Source organism: Microbacterium sp. NPDC089188 (assembly GCF_040685155.1).
Taxonomy (GTDB): Bacteria; Actinomycetota; Actinomycetes; order Actinomycetales; family Microbacteriaceae; genus Microbacterium; species Microbacterium galbum.
Window position 1 is genome coordinate 596,653 of record NZ_JBFBHH010000001.1, and the last position, 14,444, is coordinate 611,096.

Consider the following 14,444-nt stretch of genomic DNA (forward strand, 5'->3'; position numbering starts at 1 on the left):
GTGTGCAACTTAGTTTCGCCGCCCTCTGAAGGATCGAGCGGTGCGCCGATCCCGCCTCCTCTGTCTGCTGACCGTTCCCCTCGTCGCGACGAGTCTCGCCGGGTGCACGGCGGATGCCCCGACCGACGCCGCGACGCCGACGTTCACGAAATCGATGAGTGAGCTGCGTATCGACGCTCGCGAGACCAGCGATGATCTGGTTGCCGCGTTCGGCGAGATCCGCTTCGATCAACCCGTCGACGTCGACGTCGAGGACTGCGCGGGGGAAGAAGCGGGAATCGGTCGCTGGCACGGGAATCGCGTCTTCGAAGCCACCGCCCCCGCCTCGACGATCGCGGGACTCCGGGATGCGTACGCCACAGATGCCTCGGTGACGACGGGCGCGCCCGGAGACGTGGAAATGACGCCGGGCAGGAGCGTGATCGCACAGATGCCGTGGACACTCATCCGCGATGACGCCGGGTCAGATCTCCTCCAAGCCCCGGAGGGCCCCGAGGGAAACGTCTCGATCACTGTCTTCACCGCCTGCGGCGTCCTCTAGAAGAGCAGGCCGTCGAGAACGCACGAGAGCCCGCGACGCCAGGCGCCGCGGGCTCTCGTGCGTGACTGCCTCAGTCGGTGCCGGCGTCAAACGCGGCGGACTCGCCCGCGGCATCCGTCGCCTCGGCCAGGCGCTCGCCGGCGGCAGAGAGGGGAGCCGCGGGCTCGATGATCTCCTGCGCGCCGCCCGCGGCGACATCGCCGACGAGCTCGCCGGTCGGGCCGCCGATGAGGCCGAGCGAGGCGTACTGCTCGAGACGGGCGCGCGAGTCGGCGATGTCGAGGTTGCGCATGGTGAGCTGACCGATGCGGTCGACCGGACCGAACGCGGCGTCGCCGACGCGCTCCATCGACAGCTTCTCGGGCGAGTACGACATGCCGGATGCCACGGTGTCGAGGATCGTGTAGTCCTCGCCGCGGCGCAGGCGCACCGTGACCGAGCCGGTGATGGTCGATCCGACCCACTTCTGGATCGACTCGCGGAGCATGAGCGACTGCGGCTCGAGCCAGCGGCCCTCGTACATGAGGCGACCGAGGCGACGACCCTGCTCGTGGTAGGTGGCCAGGGTGTCTTCGTTCAGGATGCTGTTGACGAGGCGCTCGTAGGTCAGGAACAGCAGCGCCATGCCCGGGGCCTCGTAGATGCCGCGCGACTTGGCCTCGATGATGCGGTTCTCGATCTGGTCGCTCATGCCGAGGCCGTGGCGTCCGCCGATCGTGTTCGCCTCGCGCACCAGGGCGACCGGGTCGTCGAAGCGCGTGCCGTTGATCGCGACCGGACGACCTGCCTCGAAGGCGACGGTGACGTCCTCGGTCTCGATCTCGACCGCGGGGTCCCAGAAGCGCACGCCCATGATCGGCTCGACGATCTCGAGCGAGACGTCGAGGTGCTCGAGGGTCTTGGCCTCGTGCGTGGCGCCCCAGATGTTGGCATCCGTCGAGTAGGCCTTCTCGGCGCTGTCGCGGTAGGGGAAGTCATGCGCGACGAGCCACTCGCTCATCTCTTTGCGGCCGCCCAGCTCGGTGACGAAGTCCGCGTCGAGCCAGGGCTTGTAGATGCGCAGGGCGGGGTTGGCGAGCAGGCCGTAGCGGTAGAACCGCTCGATGTCGTTGCCCTTGTAGGTGGAGCCGTCGCCCCAGATGTCGACGCCGTCTTCTTTCATGGCGCGCACGAGCAGCGTGCCGGTGACGGCACGACCCAGGGGTGTGGTGTTGAAGTAGGTGCGGCCGCCCGAGCGGATGTGGAACGCGCCGCAGGCGAGCGCGACGAAGCCCTCTTCGACCAGCGCCGTCTTGCAGTCGACCAGGCGCGAGACCTCGGCGCCGTACTGCGTCGCGCGGCCGGGGATCGAGGCGATGTCGTCTTCGTCGTACTGCCCGAGGTCGCCCGTGTAGGTGCAGGGAACCGCGCCCTTGTCGCGCATCCACGCGACGGCCACGGAGGTGTCGAGACCACCCGAGAAGGCGATGCCGACGCGCTCGCCGACGGGAAGGGACTGCAGGACCTTGGACATGCCCTCGATTCTAGGGCGGAGGGATGCCGCAGCCCGACTCCGGTGGAGGAGTGCGGCCGGCGAGCTGCCTGGGGAGGAGCCTCAGCCGACCACGACGTCGGTGATCGTGACGGGGGTGGCCGGACGCCCATCGCGGGCGCCGCCCTCCGCGCCGGCTGCCGCGATGCCCTGGACGACCGCGAGACCCTCGGGCGACATCGTGCCGAACACGGTGAAGTTCGGATCCAGCGTCGTGTCCTCGTAGACGAGGAAGAACTGGGAGCCGTTGGTCCCGGGGCCGGCGTTGGCCATCGCGACCGTGCCCGCCGGGTACTTCTCGGCGCCGTCGAGCTCGTCGGCGAATCGGTAGCCGGGACCACCGCGACCGGTGCCGGTGGGGTCGCCGCACTGCAGCACGAAGATGCCCGAGGTCGTGAGGCGGTGGCATTCGGTGTTCGAGAAGTACTGCTGCTGCGCGAGCGAGACGAAGCTCTCGACGGTGCACGGGGTGCGCTCGCCGGCGAGGGTGAGGGGGATGTCTCCCGCCGAGGTCTTCAGCACCGCCTCGACGTCACCAGCGGGTCGGTCGGTGCCCGCGGCGGGCGGGGTCACGTCGACGGCGGGCTGCCCGGAGGCGGGGTAGGAGCACTCGGCGCTGCCGGCGCTCGCCGCGGAGGCGCTCGAAGCGGGATCGGCCTCGTCCGAGGTGCCGCCGGAGCAGCCGGCGAGCAGGAGCAGGGCGGAGGCGGCCAGGGCCGCGGACATCAGTCGCGTACGCACGCGTCCAAGGGTAGGGCGCTCAGCTCTTGCGCAGGGTTACCAGGTCGAGCGCGGCCTTCTCGAACCAGCTCCCCGCCGAAGGACCCCCGTTGCAGGTGCCGTCGCTCTCGCCCGGGCGCTTGATCCACAGCAGGGCGTCGAGCCCGCCGCTGCCGCTGACGGCGCGGGGCGTGCCGCCGAGACCGACACCGGAGGGGTTGCACCAGTCGCCGGTCCACCCACGGCCGTTGCGCGAGGTGTCGATGACGTACCGCGTCTTGCCGCCGAGGAGGGCGCGCACGCGCTCCGCGTATTTCTGCTCGGATGCCGTCGTGTAGAAGTTCGAGACGTTGGTGGCGAACCCGCGGGCGTCGGCGACGCCGGCGTCGCGCAATCGTGCGGCCATCGTCTCGGCCGGGATCCATCCGGAGTTGCCCGCGTCGATGTACGAGGCCACCCCCGCCGAGGCGAGCGTACGGACGGCGTCGCGGATGAGGCCGGTGCGATCGCCCTGCCCGGCGCAGTCGCCGAGCATCGCGAGGGCGTCGGGCTCGACGATCGTGACCGCGCGGGTCCCGCGCAGCGTCTGCGCGATGAGGGCGACCCACTCGCGATACGCAGCGGGGTCGAGGCCGCCGCCGGAGTGCAGGCCGCAGTCGCGGGCCGGGATGGCGTAGAGCACGAAGACGGCCGTCTTCTTCTGCTGCGCGGCGGCGCGGGTCTCGGCCTGCAGCACCCGCACGAGGGCCGAGCGGTCGTACCACTCGCCCAGCCAGACCGCCGTGGGCTGACGCGCGATGATGCCGATCTGCTTCGCGACCTCCGTGCGACCGGCCGCGGCGGCCGCCTTCTGCGCTTCGGCGGCCGCCGAGTACGTCGGAAGGGCGGGCCCGGATGCCAACGGGTTGGCGGTCGCCACGCGAGGCGTCGCACGGGGGCTCTCGCCCGCTGCCGGACCGGCGACCGCGAACGGCGCGATCAGGGCCACGAGGGTGCCCGCGAGCAGGGCGATCGTGCGGAACGTGCGACGCGGCGGCATCCGGCGGGCTTTCGTCGAGGGGCGGGACGAGTCATTATGCCCGGTTGCGCCGGGAAAGCGCCCCGTTCGGGTCAGATTGCGCGCCGACCCCGCGCACGGCCGATCGCCACGACGCCGAAGGCGAGCCCGACGATCACGACCGCGATGATGACGATGTAGACGACCACGCTGCCCCAGCCGCCGCCCTCGTTCGGGTTGAGGAACGGGTAGGGGTACCAGAAGGGCGCCCCCGTCGTGGGGTTGGTGATGAGGGGCGCGCGCACCAGCGTGTAGACGATCCAGGCGATCGGGAAGATCGCGGCGCCGAGGGCCGCGCCCCATCCGAGGCGTCGGCGACCCGCCCCGAGGAGCACGTCGAGGAGCAGGAACAGCGGACCCCACACGTGCAGGATCTCGTTCGACCAGCCGACGGTCTCGGGCTGGAGGGGGAGACCGCGCAGCAGCAGGTTGTAGACGATGCCGGTGACGATCATGTAGGTCGACACCCACGCCAGCGCGGTCGCGAGGGCGGGCGGATCGGCCTCGAGGCTCCGCCGTCGGAGGAACCGTGCGGCGAGCAGAAGCAGCACGATCGCCGCCGACACGTTCGAGAGGATCGTGAAGAAGCTGAAGAAGTTCGCCACGGTGGTGACGACGTCGCGTCCGTTGTCGACGGCCCCCGCGACGGTCGAGACGAACTGCGCCACGACCGCGGTGATGATGGCCGCGGCCGCGACGGCCCGGGCGATGTTCCAGCCGGTGGCCCACCCATTCGTTCTCGTCATGGGCTCAGGCTAGTGAGACGGCGCTCACGACGACAGGCTGCGGGCGTGCCGCACCCTCTCGGTAGGATGGGGTGTACCGCCGGACAACATGCGAGGAGCACTCATGCCCGGAATCGTGATCGTCGGCGTCCAGTGGGGCGACGAGGGCAAGGGCAAGGCCACCGATCTGCTCGGTGAGCGCACCGACTGGGTGGTGAAGTTCAACGGCGGCAACAACGCCGGCCACACCGTCGTCATCGGCGACGAGAAGTACGCGCTGCACCTCCTGCCCAGCGGCATCCTGTCTCCCGGGGTGACCCCGGTGATCGGCAACGGCGTCGTGGTCGACCTCGAGGTGCTCTTCAACGAACTCGAGGCGCTCAACGCGCGCGGTCTCGACACCAGCCGGCTCAAGATCAGCGCCAACGCGCACATCATCACGCAGTACCACCGCACGCTCGACAAGGTCACCGAGCGCTTCCTCGGCAAGCGCATGATCGGCACCACCGGGCGCGGGATCGGCCCGGCTTACGCCGACAAGATCAACCGCGTCGGCATCCGCGTGCAAGACCTCTTCGACGAGAACATCCTGCGCCAGAAGGTCGAGGGCGCGCTCGATCAGAAGAACCACCTGCTGGTGAAGATCTTCAACCGCCGGTCGATCACGGCCGACGAGATCGTCGACGACCTGCTGGCCTACGCCGACCGCGTGCGTCCCATGGTCGCCGACACCTCGCTGCTGCTCAACGACGCGCTCGAGGCCGGCGACGTCGTCGTCTTCGAGGGCGGCCAGGCCACCATGCTCGACGTCGACCACGGCACCTACCCGTTCGTGACCTCGTCGTCGGCGACCGCCGGCGGCGCCGCGACCGGCTCGGGGGTCGGTCCGAACCGCCTCGACCGCATCGTCGGCATCGTGAAGGCGTACACGACGCGCGTCGGGTCGGGTCCGTTCCCGACCGAGCTGTTCGACGAGAGCGGTGACTGGCTGCGCTCGCGCGGCTTCGAGTTCGGCACGACGACCGGCCGCCCGCGCCGCGTGGGCTGGTACGACGCGCCCATCACGCGCTACGCCACGCGCATCAACGGCATCACCGACCTCGTGCTGACCAAGCTCGACATCCTCGGGGGGCTCGACCAGATCCCCGTGTGCGTCGCGTACGACGTCGACGGAGAGCGGTTCGACGACCTTCCGGTCAACCAGACCGACTTCCACCACGCGAAGCCGATCCTCGAGTACTACCCCGGCTGGAGCGAGGACATCTCGTCGGCGCGCACGTTCGACGACCTGCCGCAGACCGCCCAGGACTACGTGCTCGCCCTCGAGAAGATGAGCGGCACCCGCATCTCGGTCATCGGCGTGGGTCCCGCCCGCGACCAGGTGATCGTGCGCCACGACCTCATCGACTGATGCGCCTCTGGGTCGGTGCCTACGCCGCGGATGCCGGCTCAGCCGAGGGGATCGGCATCCTGCAGGCCGGAGAGTCCGATGCTCCCGGGGCGAGTGGTCCTCTCGGCATGGTCGGCACGGCCGTCGCCGCGCCGGGATCGCCCTCGTGGATCGCGCCGCACCCCTCGGGCGACCTGCTGTACGCCGCCCTGGAGTCCGACGGCGTCGTGCAGGCCTACCGCCGCGTGTCCGACACGCGGCTGGCCCCCATCGGCGTGCCGATCGAGGCGGGTGAGGCCGTGTGTCACGTGGCCGTGGCGCCCGACGCGACGTCCCTCGTCGCGAGCTGCTGGGGCGACGGACGCGTGGTGCGCATGGACCTGGATGCCGCCGGCCGCCCCTCCCGGCCGGTGATCGCCGCGGAGGCGGCCGACCCGTACGGCTCGTCACCGGAGGAGGGCACGGTGTCCACCGGCGCGCGGGTGTCGGGCGCCGTCGTCCCCGACCTCGCCGCCGCGGCCCGCGCTCTGCGAGATGCCGCCGGCGACGAGTACGCGCACCTCGTGCCCGCGTACGACGACGTTCCCGAGACCGACGCCGAGTCGGAGGAGGCGGCGGCGGGCGCGCGCGTCTCGCGCGCCCACCAGGCCACGTTCCTCCCCGGCGGCCTGGTCGCGACGACCGACATGGGACTCGACCTCGTGCGCCTGTGGCGCAACGCGCCCTCCGGACTCCGTCTCGTGCAGGAGGTCCTCCTGCCGAAGGGCAGCGGGCCGAGGCACGGCGTGTGGCATCCGTCGGGGCACCTCTACGTCGTCACCGAGCTCAGCCGGGAGGTGTTCGCGCTCGCCGCCGACCGCGAGGGCCGCTGGCACGTACGCTCCGGCGAACCGCTGCTCGGCACCCTCGACACCGACACTGCTGCGGAGCTGAGTATGAGTCGCGACGGGGCGACGCTCTACGCCGGCGTTCGCGGAAGCGACACGGTCGGCGTCCTCGCGGTCCGCGGCGCGGGGGAGGCCCTGCAGCTCACCGCGCTCGCCGAGACGGGCACGCACTGGCCGCGGCACCATCTCGTGGTCGACGACACGCTGCTCGTCGCCGGTCAGCTCGCCGACGAGATCGTGTCGCTCCCGCTCGACGCGCGCACGGGCGTGCCCGGCCGGGTGCGGCATCGCACCATGTCGGCGTCCCCGACGCGTCTACTCGCGATGCGCTGAGCGGCACGGGCACGTCGGCCCGCGGCGACGACGAGCCGTCCGCACGCCGCGGCGAAGCAGCCGACGCTACTTCTTGGCATCCTGTCGCGGGATGACGATCTGCTTGATGATCAGCAGCACCGACGCCGTGACGGGGATCGCCACCAGCGCCCCGAGCAGACCGAGGAGCGTGCCGCCGACGAGCGCGCCGATGACCACCAGCGCGCCGGGGACCGAGATCGTGCGGTTCATGACGCGCGGCGTGAGGATGTATGCCTCGATCTGCATGTAGACGAGGTACACGATGGCGAAGATGAGTCCCGCGGTCGGGCTGACGATCAACGTGAACAGCGTCGCGGTGGCCCAGAACAGCACCGACCCGACGAGGGGGATCAGCGTGATGCCGAATGCGAGGGCCGCGAGCAGTGCGGCGAACGGCTGCTGCAGGATCGTCAGCACGATGAACGCGAACACCGCGTTGCACAGCGCGAGCACGACCATGCCGGCGAGGTAGCCGCCGACGGAGTCGGTGATCTGGCCGGTCATGTCGGAGACCGTCTCGCGGCTGCGCGCGGGGGTGAGGCGCACGAGGCTGTTCTTCATCTTCGGCAGGGATGCCAGGAAATACAGGCTCAGCACGAGCACGATGATCGCGCCCGAGATGAACTCGCCGATGCTGATGCCCACCTGCAGCAGCCCCCCGCCGATGGCGGCGATGTTGGCGGGGTTGGTGACGAAGCCCTGCACCTCTTTCAGCACGTCGCCGAGGCTGTCGCCGAAGTTCTGCTCCACCCACCGCACCGCGTCGCTGTCGATGACGTCGTTGACGAACGAGGGGATGTCCCCGACGAATTGCTCGACCTGACGCACGACCGGCGGGATGAGCAGCCATAACGCCCCGGCGAGCACGAGGGCGAGGCCGCCGAAGACGATCACGATGCCCCAGGCCCGCGACAGTCCGCGGCGCACGAGCATGCGCACGAGGGGGTCGAGGGCGAGGGCGACGAAGAGCGCGATCGCGATGTAGATGAGCACCGTCGAGAGCTTGCCGAGCGCGAGCGCCAGCAGGAAGGCGGTGAGCCCGCCGAGGGTGAGGAAGAAGCCCGCCGCGTAGGGGCGGGAGATCGCCGACCACACGGGCTTGTCGCGCGACGTGGCGGCCCCGGCGTCGGCGCCTACGGCGGTCGGGTCGGGGCGCGTCGATCGGCTCATGGTCACACTGTAGGACTCGGCTCCCGCCGACGGCGGCCCACGGCTCGGCGCGGTAGGGTCGGAGCGATGTGGGAGGACTCATGACCGACGCCGATCCCTCGACGATCCTTCAAGGGCTGCGCGGCAGCATCGACAACATCGACGCCGCGCTGATCTTCCTGCTGGCCGAGCGCTTCCGCTGCACCAAGCAGGTCGGGGTGCTCAAGGCGAAGCACGGGATGCCGGCATCCGATCCCACCCGCGAGGAGCAGCAGATCGCGCGGCTGATGCGTCTGGCCGAGGACGCCGACCTCGATCCGGCCTTCGCGGAGAAGTGGTTCAACTTCGTCGTGGCGGAGGTCATCCGCCACCACCGCACGGCCGCGGCCGAGCCGCAGGACGACTGACCTCGGCACATCCCGCCCCCTGGTGCAAGGGCGCTGCGACACGCCCGGGGTGACATGCGCGTGCATGGATCCCTCCCCCGTGCGGGAGGTCGGGTCAGGCGCGCGCGCGTGCCACACGGAACCCGGTTCCGCAAGGCGCGGGGCGATTTGCCAGCCGATCCATCACCGTGAAACGTTGGGTGAGGCCCTTGAGGGGCCGTTCACCCGACCAGTCCGCGGTCGTCGGTGTCTTCTCGGGGGAGGGGATGCCGCGAGCGTACGGTCGGCGGCCAGGACTCCGGACCCGATGTCCGGTGTCGACGTGCTCCACCCCCGGAGAGCGCCGACGGCTGCCACCCGGGCGTGACCTATGCGGCCACCCGAAGGCCGCTGAGGTGCACCAGTGACACATCCGCCTGCTTCGACGGAGCCCGCTCCGTCCGCACCCGCGAGCGAGACACCCGCCCTCGCCGCCAAGAATCTCTTCAAGGTCTTCGGCCGTGCCCCGCAGGCCGCCGTCGACAAACTCCGCGCGGGTTCGACGCGCGACGAGATCGCCGACCACGGAACGGCCGCCGTCATCGACGCGAGCTTCGACGTCCGCCCCGGCGAGATCTTCGTCATCATGGGCCTCTCGGGCTCGGGCAAGTCGACGATCATCCGCATGCTGAACGGCCTGCACGAGGCGACCGCCGGCACCGTCGAGGTGAAGGGCGACGCCCTCACCGGTGTCGGTCCCGCCCGCTTGCGCTCTCTGCGGCGCGATCGCCTCGCGATGGTCTTCCAGCACTTCGCGCTCCTTCCGCACCGCACGGTCGCGGCCAACGTCGCCTACCCCCTGGAACTCCGCGGCGTCGGCAAGGCCGAGCGCCTCGCGAAGGCGAACGAGATCCTCGGCCTCGTCGGCCTCGAGGGCTGGGGCGAGAAGCTCCCCTCGGCGCTGTCGGGCGGGATGCAGCAGCGCGTCGGCATCGCCCGGGCGCTCGCCGCCGACACCGACATCCTGCTGATGGACGAGGCGTTCAGCGCGCTCGACCCGCTCATCCGCCGCGAGATGCAGGAGCAGCTCATCGAGTTGCAGCGGACGCTGAAGAAGACCATCGTCTTCATCACCCACGACCTCAACGAGGCGATGTTCCTGGGCGACCGCATCGCCGTGATGCGCGACGGGCGCATCGTGCAGATCGGCACCCCGGAGGACATCCTCACCGACCCGGCGAACGACTACGTCGAGCAGTTCGTGCAGGATGTCGACCGCGCTCGCGTGCTCACCGCCGGCAACGTGATGGAACGTCCGCGTCCGCGCGTCGACGCCTCGGCCGGTCCCCGGACGGCCCTGCGCCAGATGCGCGACGCCTACATGTCGGCCGTCTACGTCACCGACCGCGACCGCAAGCCGCTCGGCATCATCACCGATCGGGATGCCATGAAGCTCGTGCGGGCCGGGGAGAATTCCCTGCTCAGCCGGCTCAAGCCCCTGCCCCAGGCGGTGCGCGAGGATGACGTGCTCATGAACCTCTTCGTGCCGTCGGTCGAGTCGCCCCTGCCGCTCGCCGTGCTCGATGCCGACGGTCGCCTGACCGGTGTCATCCCGCGCGTGACCCTGCTGGCCGCGCTCGGACCCGGGCCCAGCTCCACCGAGGAGATCACCGTGCTGCCCCAGCCCCTGCCCTCCGCTGAGATCGACGCGGTGCTCGACGCGCCGGTCGTCGCCTCCGAGACCGAGGGGGTGCGCTGATGGACGGGTTCCGCATCCCCGTCGGCTCGTGGGTCGACTCCGCCGTGGACTGGCTGCGCGACAACCTCTCGGGCCTGTTCGACGTCATCGCCGTGACGGTGCGATTCCTCGTCGGCGGGCTCAGCGACGTGCTGCTGTCGGCGCCCATCGTGGTCGTCATCGTGGTCGCTGCGCTCCTGGCCTGGCTGCTGCGCTCGTGGAAGCTCGCGCTCGGCACCGTGGTGGGCTTCGCCCTCATCCTCGCGATGGGGCAGTGGGTCACCGCGATGCAGACCCTCGCGCTCGTGCTCATCGCGACGATCGTCGCCGTCGCGATCTCGGTGCCGCTCGGCATCTGGTCGGCGCGCAACAGCACCGTGCGTGCCGTGCTGAAGCCGATCCTCGACTTCATGCAGACGATGCCCGCCTTCGTCTACCTCATCCCCGCGATCACGTTCTTCAGCATCGGCGTCGTGCCCGGTGTCGTCTCGACCGTCATCTTCGCGCTGCCCCCGGGCGTGCGACTGACCGAGCTCGGCATCCGCGGGGTGGACTCGGAGACGGTTGAGGCGGGTCAGGCGTTCGGTGCCACCCCGTGGCAGATCCTGCGCGGCATCCAGCTGCCGTTGGCGACGCCCACGATCATGGCCGGCGTCAACCAGGTCATCATGCTCGCGCTGTCGATGGCGGTGGTGGCCGGCATCGTCGGCGCCGACGGCCTCGGCAAGGAGGTCGTGCAGTCGATCTCGACCGTCAATCTGCCCAAGGGTGTCGAGGCGGGCCTCAGCGTCGTCATCCTCGCGGTCTACCTCGACCGCCTCACCGCGGCTCTCGGCAATCGCGCCGACAACACCGGCTCGCTGCTCGGAGTGCTCGCGCGTCGTCGTGCCGCCCGCTCCACGGCGGCGGCCACGGCCGGCGCCCCCGCGGCCGGGCCCGTCGACACCTCGGCGGAAGCCGCACGCGAGGCCGAGCGCGCGGAAGCGTCTCCGCGCCGCGCGCCGATCTCGACGGGCCGCTGACCCTCCCTCCCCTTCGCGTGAGTCGCCAACATCTGTCGCCTCGGCACGCGCTGAAGCTGCGAATCCTGGCAACTCGCGCGGGGGGGCCCACGGAAATCACATACGAAAAGGAAGAGAACACAGCAATGAAGACACGACACCTCACCGCAACCCTCGCCCTCAGCAGCGTGGCGGCGCTCGCGCTCGCCGGCTGCGCGAGCGGCAACCAGGCCGAAGGCGGGTCGGGCGACGGTGGCGACAAGGGCACCATCACGCTCGGCTTCCTCCCCTCGTGGACCGACGGCCTGAGCACGGCGTACCTGCTCGAGGACCAGCTCGGCAAGCTCGGCTACACCGTCGAGATGCAGACGCTCACCGAGGCGGGACCGCTCTACGCCGGCCTCGCCCAGGGCGACGTCGACATCTACCCCTCGGCCTGGCCCGAGCTCACGCACGCCGACTACATGAAGACGTACGGCGACTCGATCGAAGACCTGGGCGCCTACTACGACGACGCCAAGCTCACGATCGCGGTGCCGAGCTACGTCGACATCGACTCGATCGACCAGCTCCAGGCGAACGCCGCGCGTTTCGACGGCAAGATCTACGGCATCGAGCCCGGCGCGGGTCTGACCAAGCAGACGCAGGAAGTCGCCATGCCCGGGTACGGCCTCGACGGCCTCGAGCTCGTGACCTCGTCGACCGCGGCGATGCTCACCGAGCTCGACAACGCCATCGCCGCGCAGAAGGACATCGCCGTCACGCTGTGGCGCCCCTTCTGGGCGAACGACGCCTACGACGTGAAGGACCTCGAAGACCCCCAGGGCCTGATGGGCGACCCCGAGGCGCTGCACTTCCTCGGCACCAGCGGCTTCGCCTCGACCTACCCGGATGCCGCTGAGCTCATCGCCGGCATCCAGCTCGACGACGCGCAGTACGGCTCGCTGGAAGACCTCGTCGTCAACGAGTACGGCGAGGGCAAGGAAGCCGACGCGATCGACGCGTGGCTCGAGCAGAACCCCGACGCGTTCTCGACGCAGCGCGACTGACCCCGCGCGCAGTGACGGCCCCCTTCGCTCTCGGGTGAAGGGGGCCGTCCGGCGTTCCGGGCCGTGGCGCCGTCAGGCGATGGCGCGGGCCGCGGTGAAGCGCGTGATGAAGCCGGGGTGGCCGGCGGGCATCGCGAGCACCGAGTCGGGGGCGCGTCCCGCCAGCTGCGGGAAACCGGCATCCGCCACGAGCTCGTCGTCGACCGCCTCGAGCTCGGCGGTGACGAGGGGCCACGGCTCGTGGCTGTTCGCGGCCCAGATCGTGCGGCCCAGGTGGCGCTCGTGGAAGCCCCAGCGCGCGGTCAGGAAGCGCGAGAGGTCGTCGTCGACCGTCTCCGTGCCCAGCCGGGCCCGGATCCGCGTGCCCGGCTGCCGGCCCCCGTGGCGTCGCGAGCGGTACTCGATGCGCTCGCCCTCGGTGCGCACGCCGGCGCGCGCCCAGCGGTAGGGCAGGCCGAAGAGGGCCCGAGCCGCGAGGACCGGCGCGAGATGCTCCGCCTCGAGCGTGCGGAAGACCACGCCGCGACGCCCGGCGTCGTCGACGGCGTAGGTGCGGACGTTGATCTCGGTGAAGGTGCCCACGAAGGGCACCGGGGGCAGGGGCAGGAAGCGGAACTCGCTCAGCACGAACGGCACGAGCCCCACCCAGGCCGACCCGTCGTGCATGTCGGGACGGGTTCCGGGCGGCAGGAGCGGCGCGACCTCCCCCGGGTCGATCCGCCAGTGCACGAAGACCGCGCGGTTCCACCGCTGGGCGATGACGGCGCGACCGGGGAGGTCGGGGGCGTGGCGCTCGGTGATCACCGGGTCATTCTGGCCCCGACTCCCCGCAGCGGAGGGAGACTGGACAGATGACCCCGTCGTCTGGTGCGGATCCTCGGCTCGTGGCATCCATTCGCGAACTCCTCGCGGCGAGGGATGCCGGCAAGACGATCTGTCCGTCTGAGGCCGCCCGCGCGGTCGGCGGCGAGAAGTGGCGCGACCTCATGCAGCCGGCGCGCGACGCCGCGCGAGAGTTGGTCGACCTGGGCGAGGTCGAGGTCACGCAGAAGGGCGAGGTCGTCGATGTGACCACCGCGCGGGGTCCCGTGCGCATTCGTCGCACAGACTGACGAGAAGGCGCCGCGGAATCCGCGGGGTTCGGCGCGGGCCGCGCGATGCGGCGGAGCGCGCCTCAGACCGCGGGCTCGGGAGGGGTCGTCGAGGGACGCGGCTGCGTGGAGCCGCGGGGGAGCTCGAGCGCGACCTTCTTCTCGAGCTCGTCGACCGCCTCGTCGCTCAGCCAGATGAGGCCGTCGAGCTCCTCGCGCACGCGCTTGTACGCGAGCTGACGCTCGTTCGACGTCGCCGCCTGATCGGTCGCGACGGTGAGCAGCTGCTTGGCCGTGTCGAGGCGCTTGCGTTCGTCGGCGGTGAATGCCGCATCCTTGACGCGGCGCGCCTCGCGCTCGGCGACGTCGAACGCGACCTCGTAGTCGGTGACGGCCTCGCGGTATTCGCGCAGGCGCTCGGGCGAGAGCGTCTCGTCGGCGGCCGGTCGCAGATTGTCGGCGACCTTCTTCGCGCGCAGGAACGCCGCCGTCAGCGGCTGTCGGCCATCGCTCATCGCGGGGTAGGAGATGAGTTTGGTGGCATCGAGCTCGTATTCGAGCCAGCGATGGGTGACCGCGTCGTGCGCGGACGTGAGACGGGCGCGGGCGTCGTCGGTCGCCGGGGCGAGCGCGGCAGGAGGCTCGCCCCCCGCGGCCAGACCCTTCGCCCGCAGCAGCTCCAGCTGCTCTTTGTGGCGGCGGCGGGCGGTGACCTCGCGGTGCTTCACCCTCGCGTTGACCGCCCCCATCGTCATTCCGAAGAGGGGGAAGACGAGCCACCAGTAGTGGCCGGCGAAGTTCCAGAAGTCCTGCACCTGCGCCATGCTACGCCGCCCGGCTTCGCCG

15 protein-coding genes are annotated in these 14,444 nt (G+C 70.7%); 8 read left to right on the forward strand and 7 right to left on the reverse strand.

The annotated features are described in order from the left end of the window. The first annotated feature begins 40 nt into the window (after nt 1–40). Complete coding sequence (locus tag AB0N80_RS02710; protein ID WP_363388184.1) at nt 41–541, forward strand: hypothetical protein; 501 nt, start codon at nt 41–43, stop codon at nt 539–541. Between the two features lie 70 nt (nt 542–611). On the opposite strand, the gene argG is transcribed toward AB0N80_RS02710, so the two are convergent. The 4 genes from argG to AB0N80_RS02730 form a co-directional block, all read right to left on the reverse strand. After that, nucleotides 612–2,054 (reverse strand): argininosuccinate synthase, encoded by a 1,443-nt coding sequence (argG, locus tag AB0N80_RS02715; protein ID WP_363388181.1) that lies wholly within the window; start codon nt 2,052–2,054, stop codon nt 612–614. 81 nt (nt 2,055–2,135) lie between these two features. Then, on the reverse strand, nt 2,136–2,813 hold the full coding sequence (locus tag AB0N80_RS02720) for a peptidylprolyl isomerase (protein WP_363577409.1): 678 nt from the start codon (nt 2,811–2,813) through the stop codon (nt 2,136–2,138). A gap of 19 nt (nt 2,814–2,832) precedes the next feature. Beyond that, nucleotides 2,833–3,831 carry a glycoside hydrolase family 6 protein gene (locus tag AB0N80_RS02725; RefSeq protein ID WP_363577411.1) on the reverse strand — a complete coding sequence of 333 codons (999 nt, stop codon included), beginning with the start codon at nt 3,829–3,831 and terminating at the stop codon, nt 2,833–2,835. A 71-nt stretch (nt 3,832–3,902) separates the two neighbouring features. Further along, nucleotides 3,903–4,595 (reverse strand): Pr6Pr family membrane protein, encoded by a 693-nt coding sequence (locus tag AB0N80_RS02730; protein ID WP_363577413.1) that lies wholly within the window; start codon nt 4,593–4,595, stop codon nt 3,903–3,905. Nucleotides 4,596–4,698: 103 nt separating this feature from the next. On the opposite strand from AB0N80_RS02730, the gene AB0N80_RS02735 reads away from it, so the two are divergent. Next, a complete protein-coding gene (locus AB0N80_RS02735) occupies nt 4,699–5,985 on the forward strand; it encodes an adenylosuccinate synthase (protein WP_363388169.1) in 1,287 nt (428 codons plus the stop codon). After that, on the forward strand, nt 5,985–7,184 hold the full coding sequence (locus tag AB0N80_RS02740) for a beta-propeller fold lactonase family protein (protein ID WP_363577415.1): 1,200 nt from the start codon (nt 5,985–5,987) through the stop codon (nt 7,182–7,184). Before AB0N80_RS02735 ends, AB0N80_RS02740 begins: the two co-directional genes overlap by 1 nt. Before the next feature lie 66 nt (nt 7,185–7,250). On the opposite strand, the gene AB0N80_RS02745 is transcribed toward AB0N80_RS02740, so the two are convergent. Beyond that, nucleotides 7,251–8,375, reverse strand: a complete 1,125-nt coding sequence (locus tag AB0N80_RS02745; protein WP_315994034.1) for an AI-2E family transporter — start codon at nt 8,373–8,375, stop codon at nt 7,251–7,253. An 80-nt stretch (nt 8,376–8,455) separates the two neighbouring features. On the opposite strand from AB0N80_RS02745, the gene AB0N80_RS02750 reads away from it, so the two are divergent. The 4 genes from AB0N80_RS02750 to AB0N80_RS02765 all read left to right on the forward strand — a co-directional run bounded on the left by AB0N80_RS02750 (nt 8,456) and on the right by AB0N80_RS02765 (nt 12,507). After that, nucleotides 8,456–8,761: a chorismate mutase gene (locus tag AB0N80_RS02750; RefSeq protein WP_315994033.1), complete on the forward strand. Its 306-nt coding sequence runs from the start codon at nt 8,456–8,458 to the stop codon at nt 8,759–8,761. Between the two features lie 382 nt (nt 8,762–9,143). Further along, entirely contained in the window at nt 9,144–10,478 is a 1,335-nt protein-coding gene (locus tag AB0N80_RS02755; protein WP_315994032.1) for a glycine betaine/L-proline ABC transporter ATP-binding protein, read from the forward strand. After that, nucleotides 10,478–11,479 carry a proline/glycine betaine ABC transporter permease gene (locus AB0N80_RS02760; protein WP_363577417.1) on the forward strand — a complete coding sequence of 334 codons (1,002 nt, stop codon included), beginning with the start codon at nt 10,478–10,480 and terminating at the stop codon, nt 11,477–11,479. The genes AB0N80_RS02755 and AB0N80_RS02760 overlap by 1 nt, the downstream gene beginning before the upstream one ends. Nucleotides 11,480–11,604: 125 nt before the next feature. Continuing rightward, nucleotides 11,605–12,507 carry a glycine betaine ABC transporter substrate-binding protein gene (locus tag AB0N80_RS02765; RefSeq protein ID WP_363577419.1) on the forward strand — a complete coding sequence of 301 codons (903 nt, stop codon included), beginning with the start codon at nt 11,605–11,607 and terminating at the stop codon, nt 12,505–12,507. Between the two features lie 72 nt (nt 12,508–12,579). On the opposite strand, the gene AB0N80_RS02770 is transcribed toward AB0N80_RS02765, so the two are convergent. Then, nucleotides 12,580–13,311: a DUF2071 domain-containing protein gene (locus tag AB0N80_RS02770; RefSeq protein ID WP_363577421.1), complete on the reverse strand. Its 732-nt coding sequence runs from the start codon at nt 13,309–13,311 to the stop codon at nt 12,580–12,582. Between the two features lie 47 nt (nt 13,312–13,358). On the opposite strand from AB0N80_RS02770, the gene AB0N80_RS02775 reads away from it, so the two are divergent. Further along, nucleotides 13,359–13,619 carry a DUF3253 domain-containing protein gene (locus tag AB0N80_RS02775; protein WP_363577423.1) on the forward strand — a complete coding sequence of 87 codons (261 nt, stop codon included), beginning with the start codon at nt 13,359–13,361 and terminating at the stop codon, nt 13,617–13,619. A gap of 62 nt (nt 13,620–13,681) precedes the next feature. Here the strand turns inward: AB0N80_RS02775 and AB0N80_RS02780 are convergent, their stop codons facing one another. Then, nucleotides 13,682–14,422 carry a hypothetical protein gene (locus AB0N80_RS02780; protein ID WP_363388156.1) on the reverse strand — a complete coding sequence of 247 codons (741 nt, stop codon included), beginning with the start codon at nt 14,420–14,422 and terminating at the stop codon, nt 13,682–13,684. Nucleotides 14,423–14,444: the final 22 nt, after the last annotated feature.

Bases quoted from the DNA above. Each gene is read 5' to 3' on its own strand.
- argG (WP_363388181.1), bottom strand. From the start codon at position 2,054: ATGTCCAAGGTCCTGCAGTCCCTTCCCGTCGGCGAGCGCGTCGGCATC.
- AB0N80_RS02725 (WP_363577411.1), bottom strand. From the start codon at position 3,831: ATGCCGCCGCGTCGCACGTTCCGCACGATCGCCCTGCTCGCGGGCACC.
- AB0N80_RS02730 (WP_363577413.1), bottom strand. From the start codon at position 4,595: ATGACGAGAACGAATGGGTGGGCCACCGGCTGGAACATCGCCCGGGCC.
- AB0N80_RS02735 (WP_363388169.1), top strand. From the start codon at position 4,699: ATGCCCGGAATCGTGATCGTCGGCGTCCAGTGGGGCGACGAGGGCAAG.
- AB0N80_RS02740 (WP_363577415.1), top strand. From the start codon at position 5,985: ATGCGCCTCTGGGTCGGTGCCTACGCCGCGGATGCCGGCTCAGCCGAG.
- AB0N80_RS02745 (WP_315994034.1), bottom strand. From the start codon at position 8,375: ATGAGCCGATCGACGCGCCCCGACCCGACCGCCGTAGGCGCCGACGCC.
- AB0N80_RS02750 (WP_315994033.1), top strand. From the start codon at position 8,456: ATGACCGACGCCGATCCCTCGACGATCCTTCAAGGGCTGCGCGGCAGC.
- AB0N80_RS02760 (WP_363577417.1), top strand. From the start codon at position 10,478: ATGGACGGGTTCCGCATCCCCGTCGGCTCGTGGGTCGACTCCGCCGTG.
- AB0N80_RS02765 (WP_363577419.1), top strand. From the start codon at position 11,605: ATGAAGACACGACACCTCACCGCAACCCTCGCCCTCAGCAGCGTGGCG.
- AB0N80_RS02775 (WP_363577423.1), top strand. From the start codon at position 13,359: ATGACCCCGTCGTCTGGTGCGGATCCTCGGCTCGTGGCATCCATTCGC.
- AB0N80_RS02780 (WP_363388156.1), bottom strand. From the start codon at position 14,422: ATGGCGCAGGTGCAGGACTTCTGGAACTTCGCCGGCCACTACTGGTGG.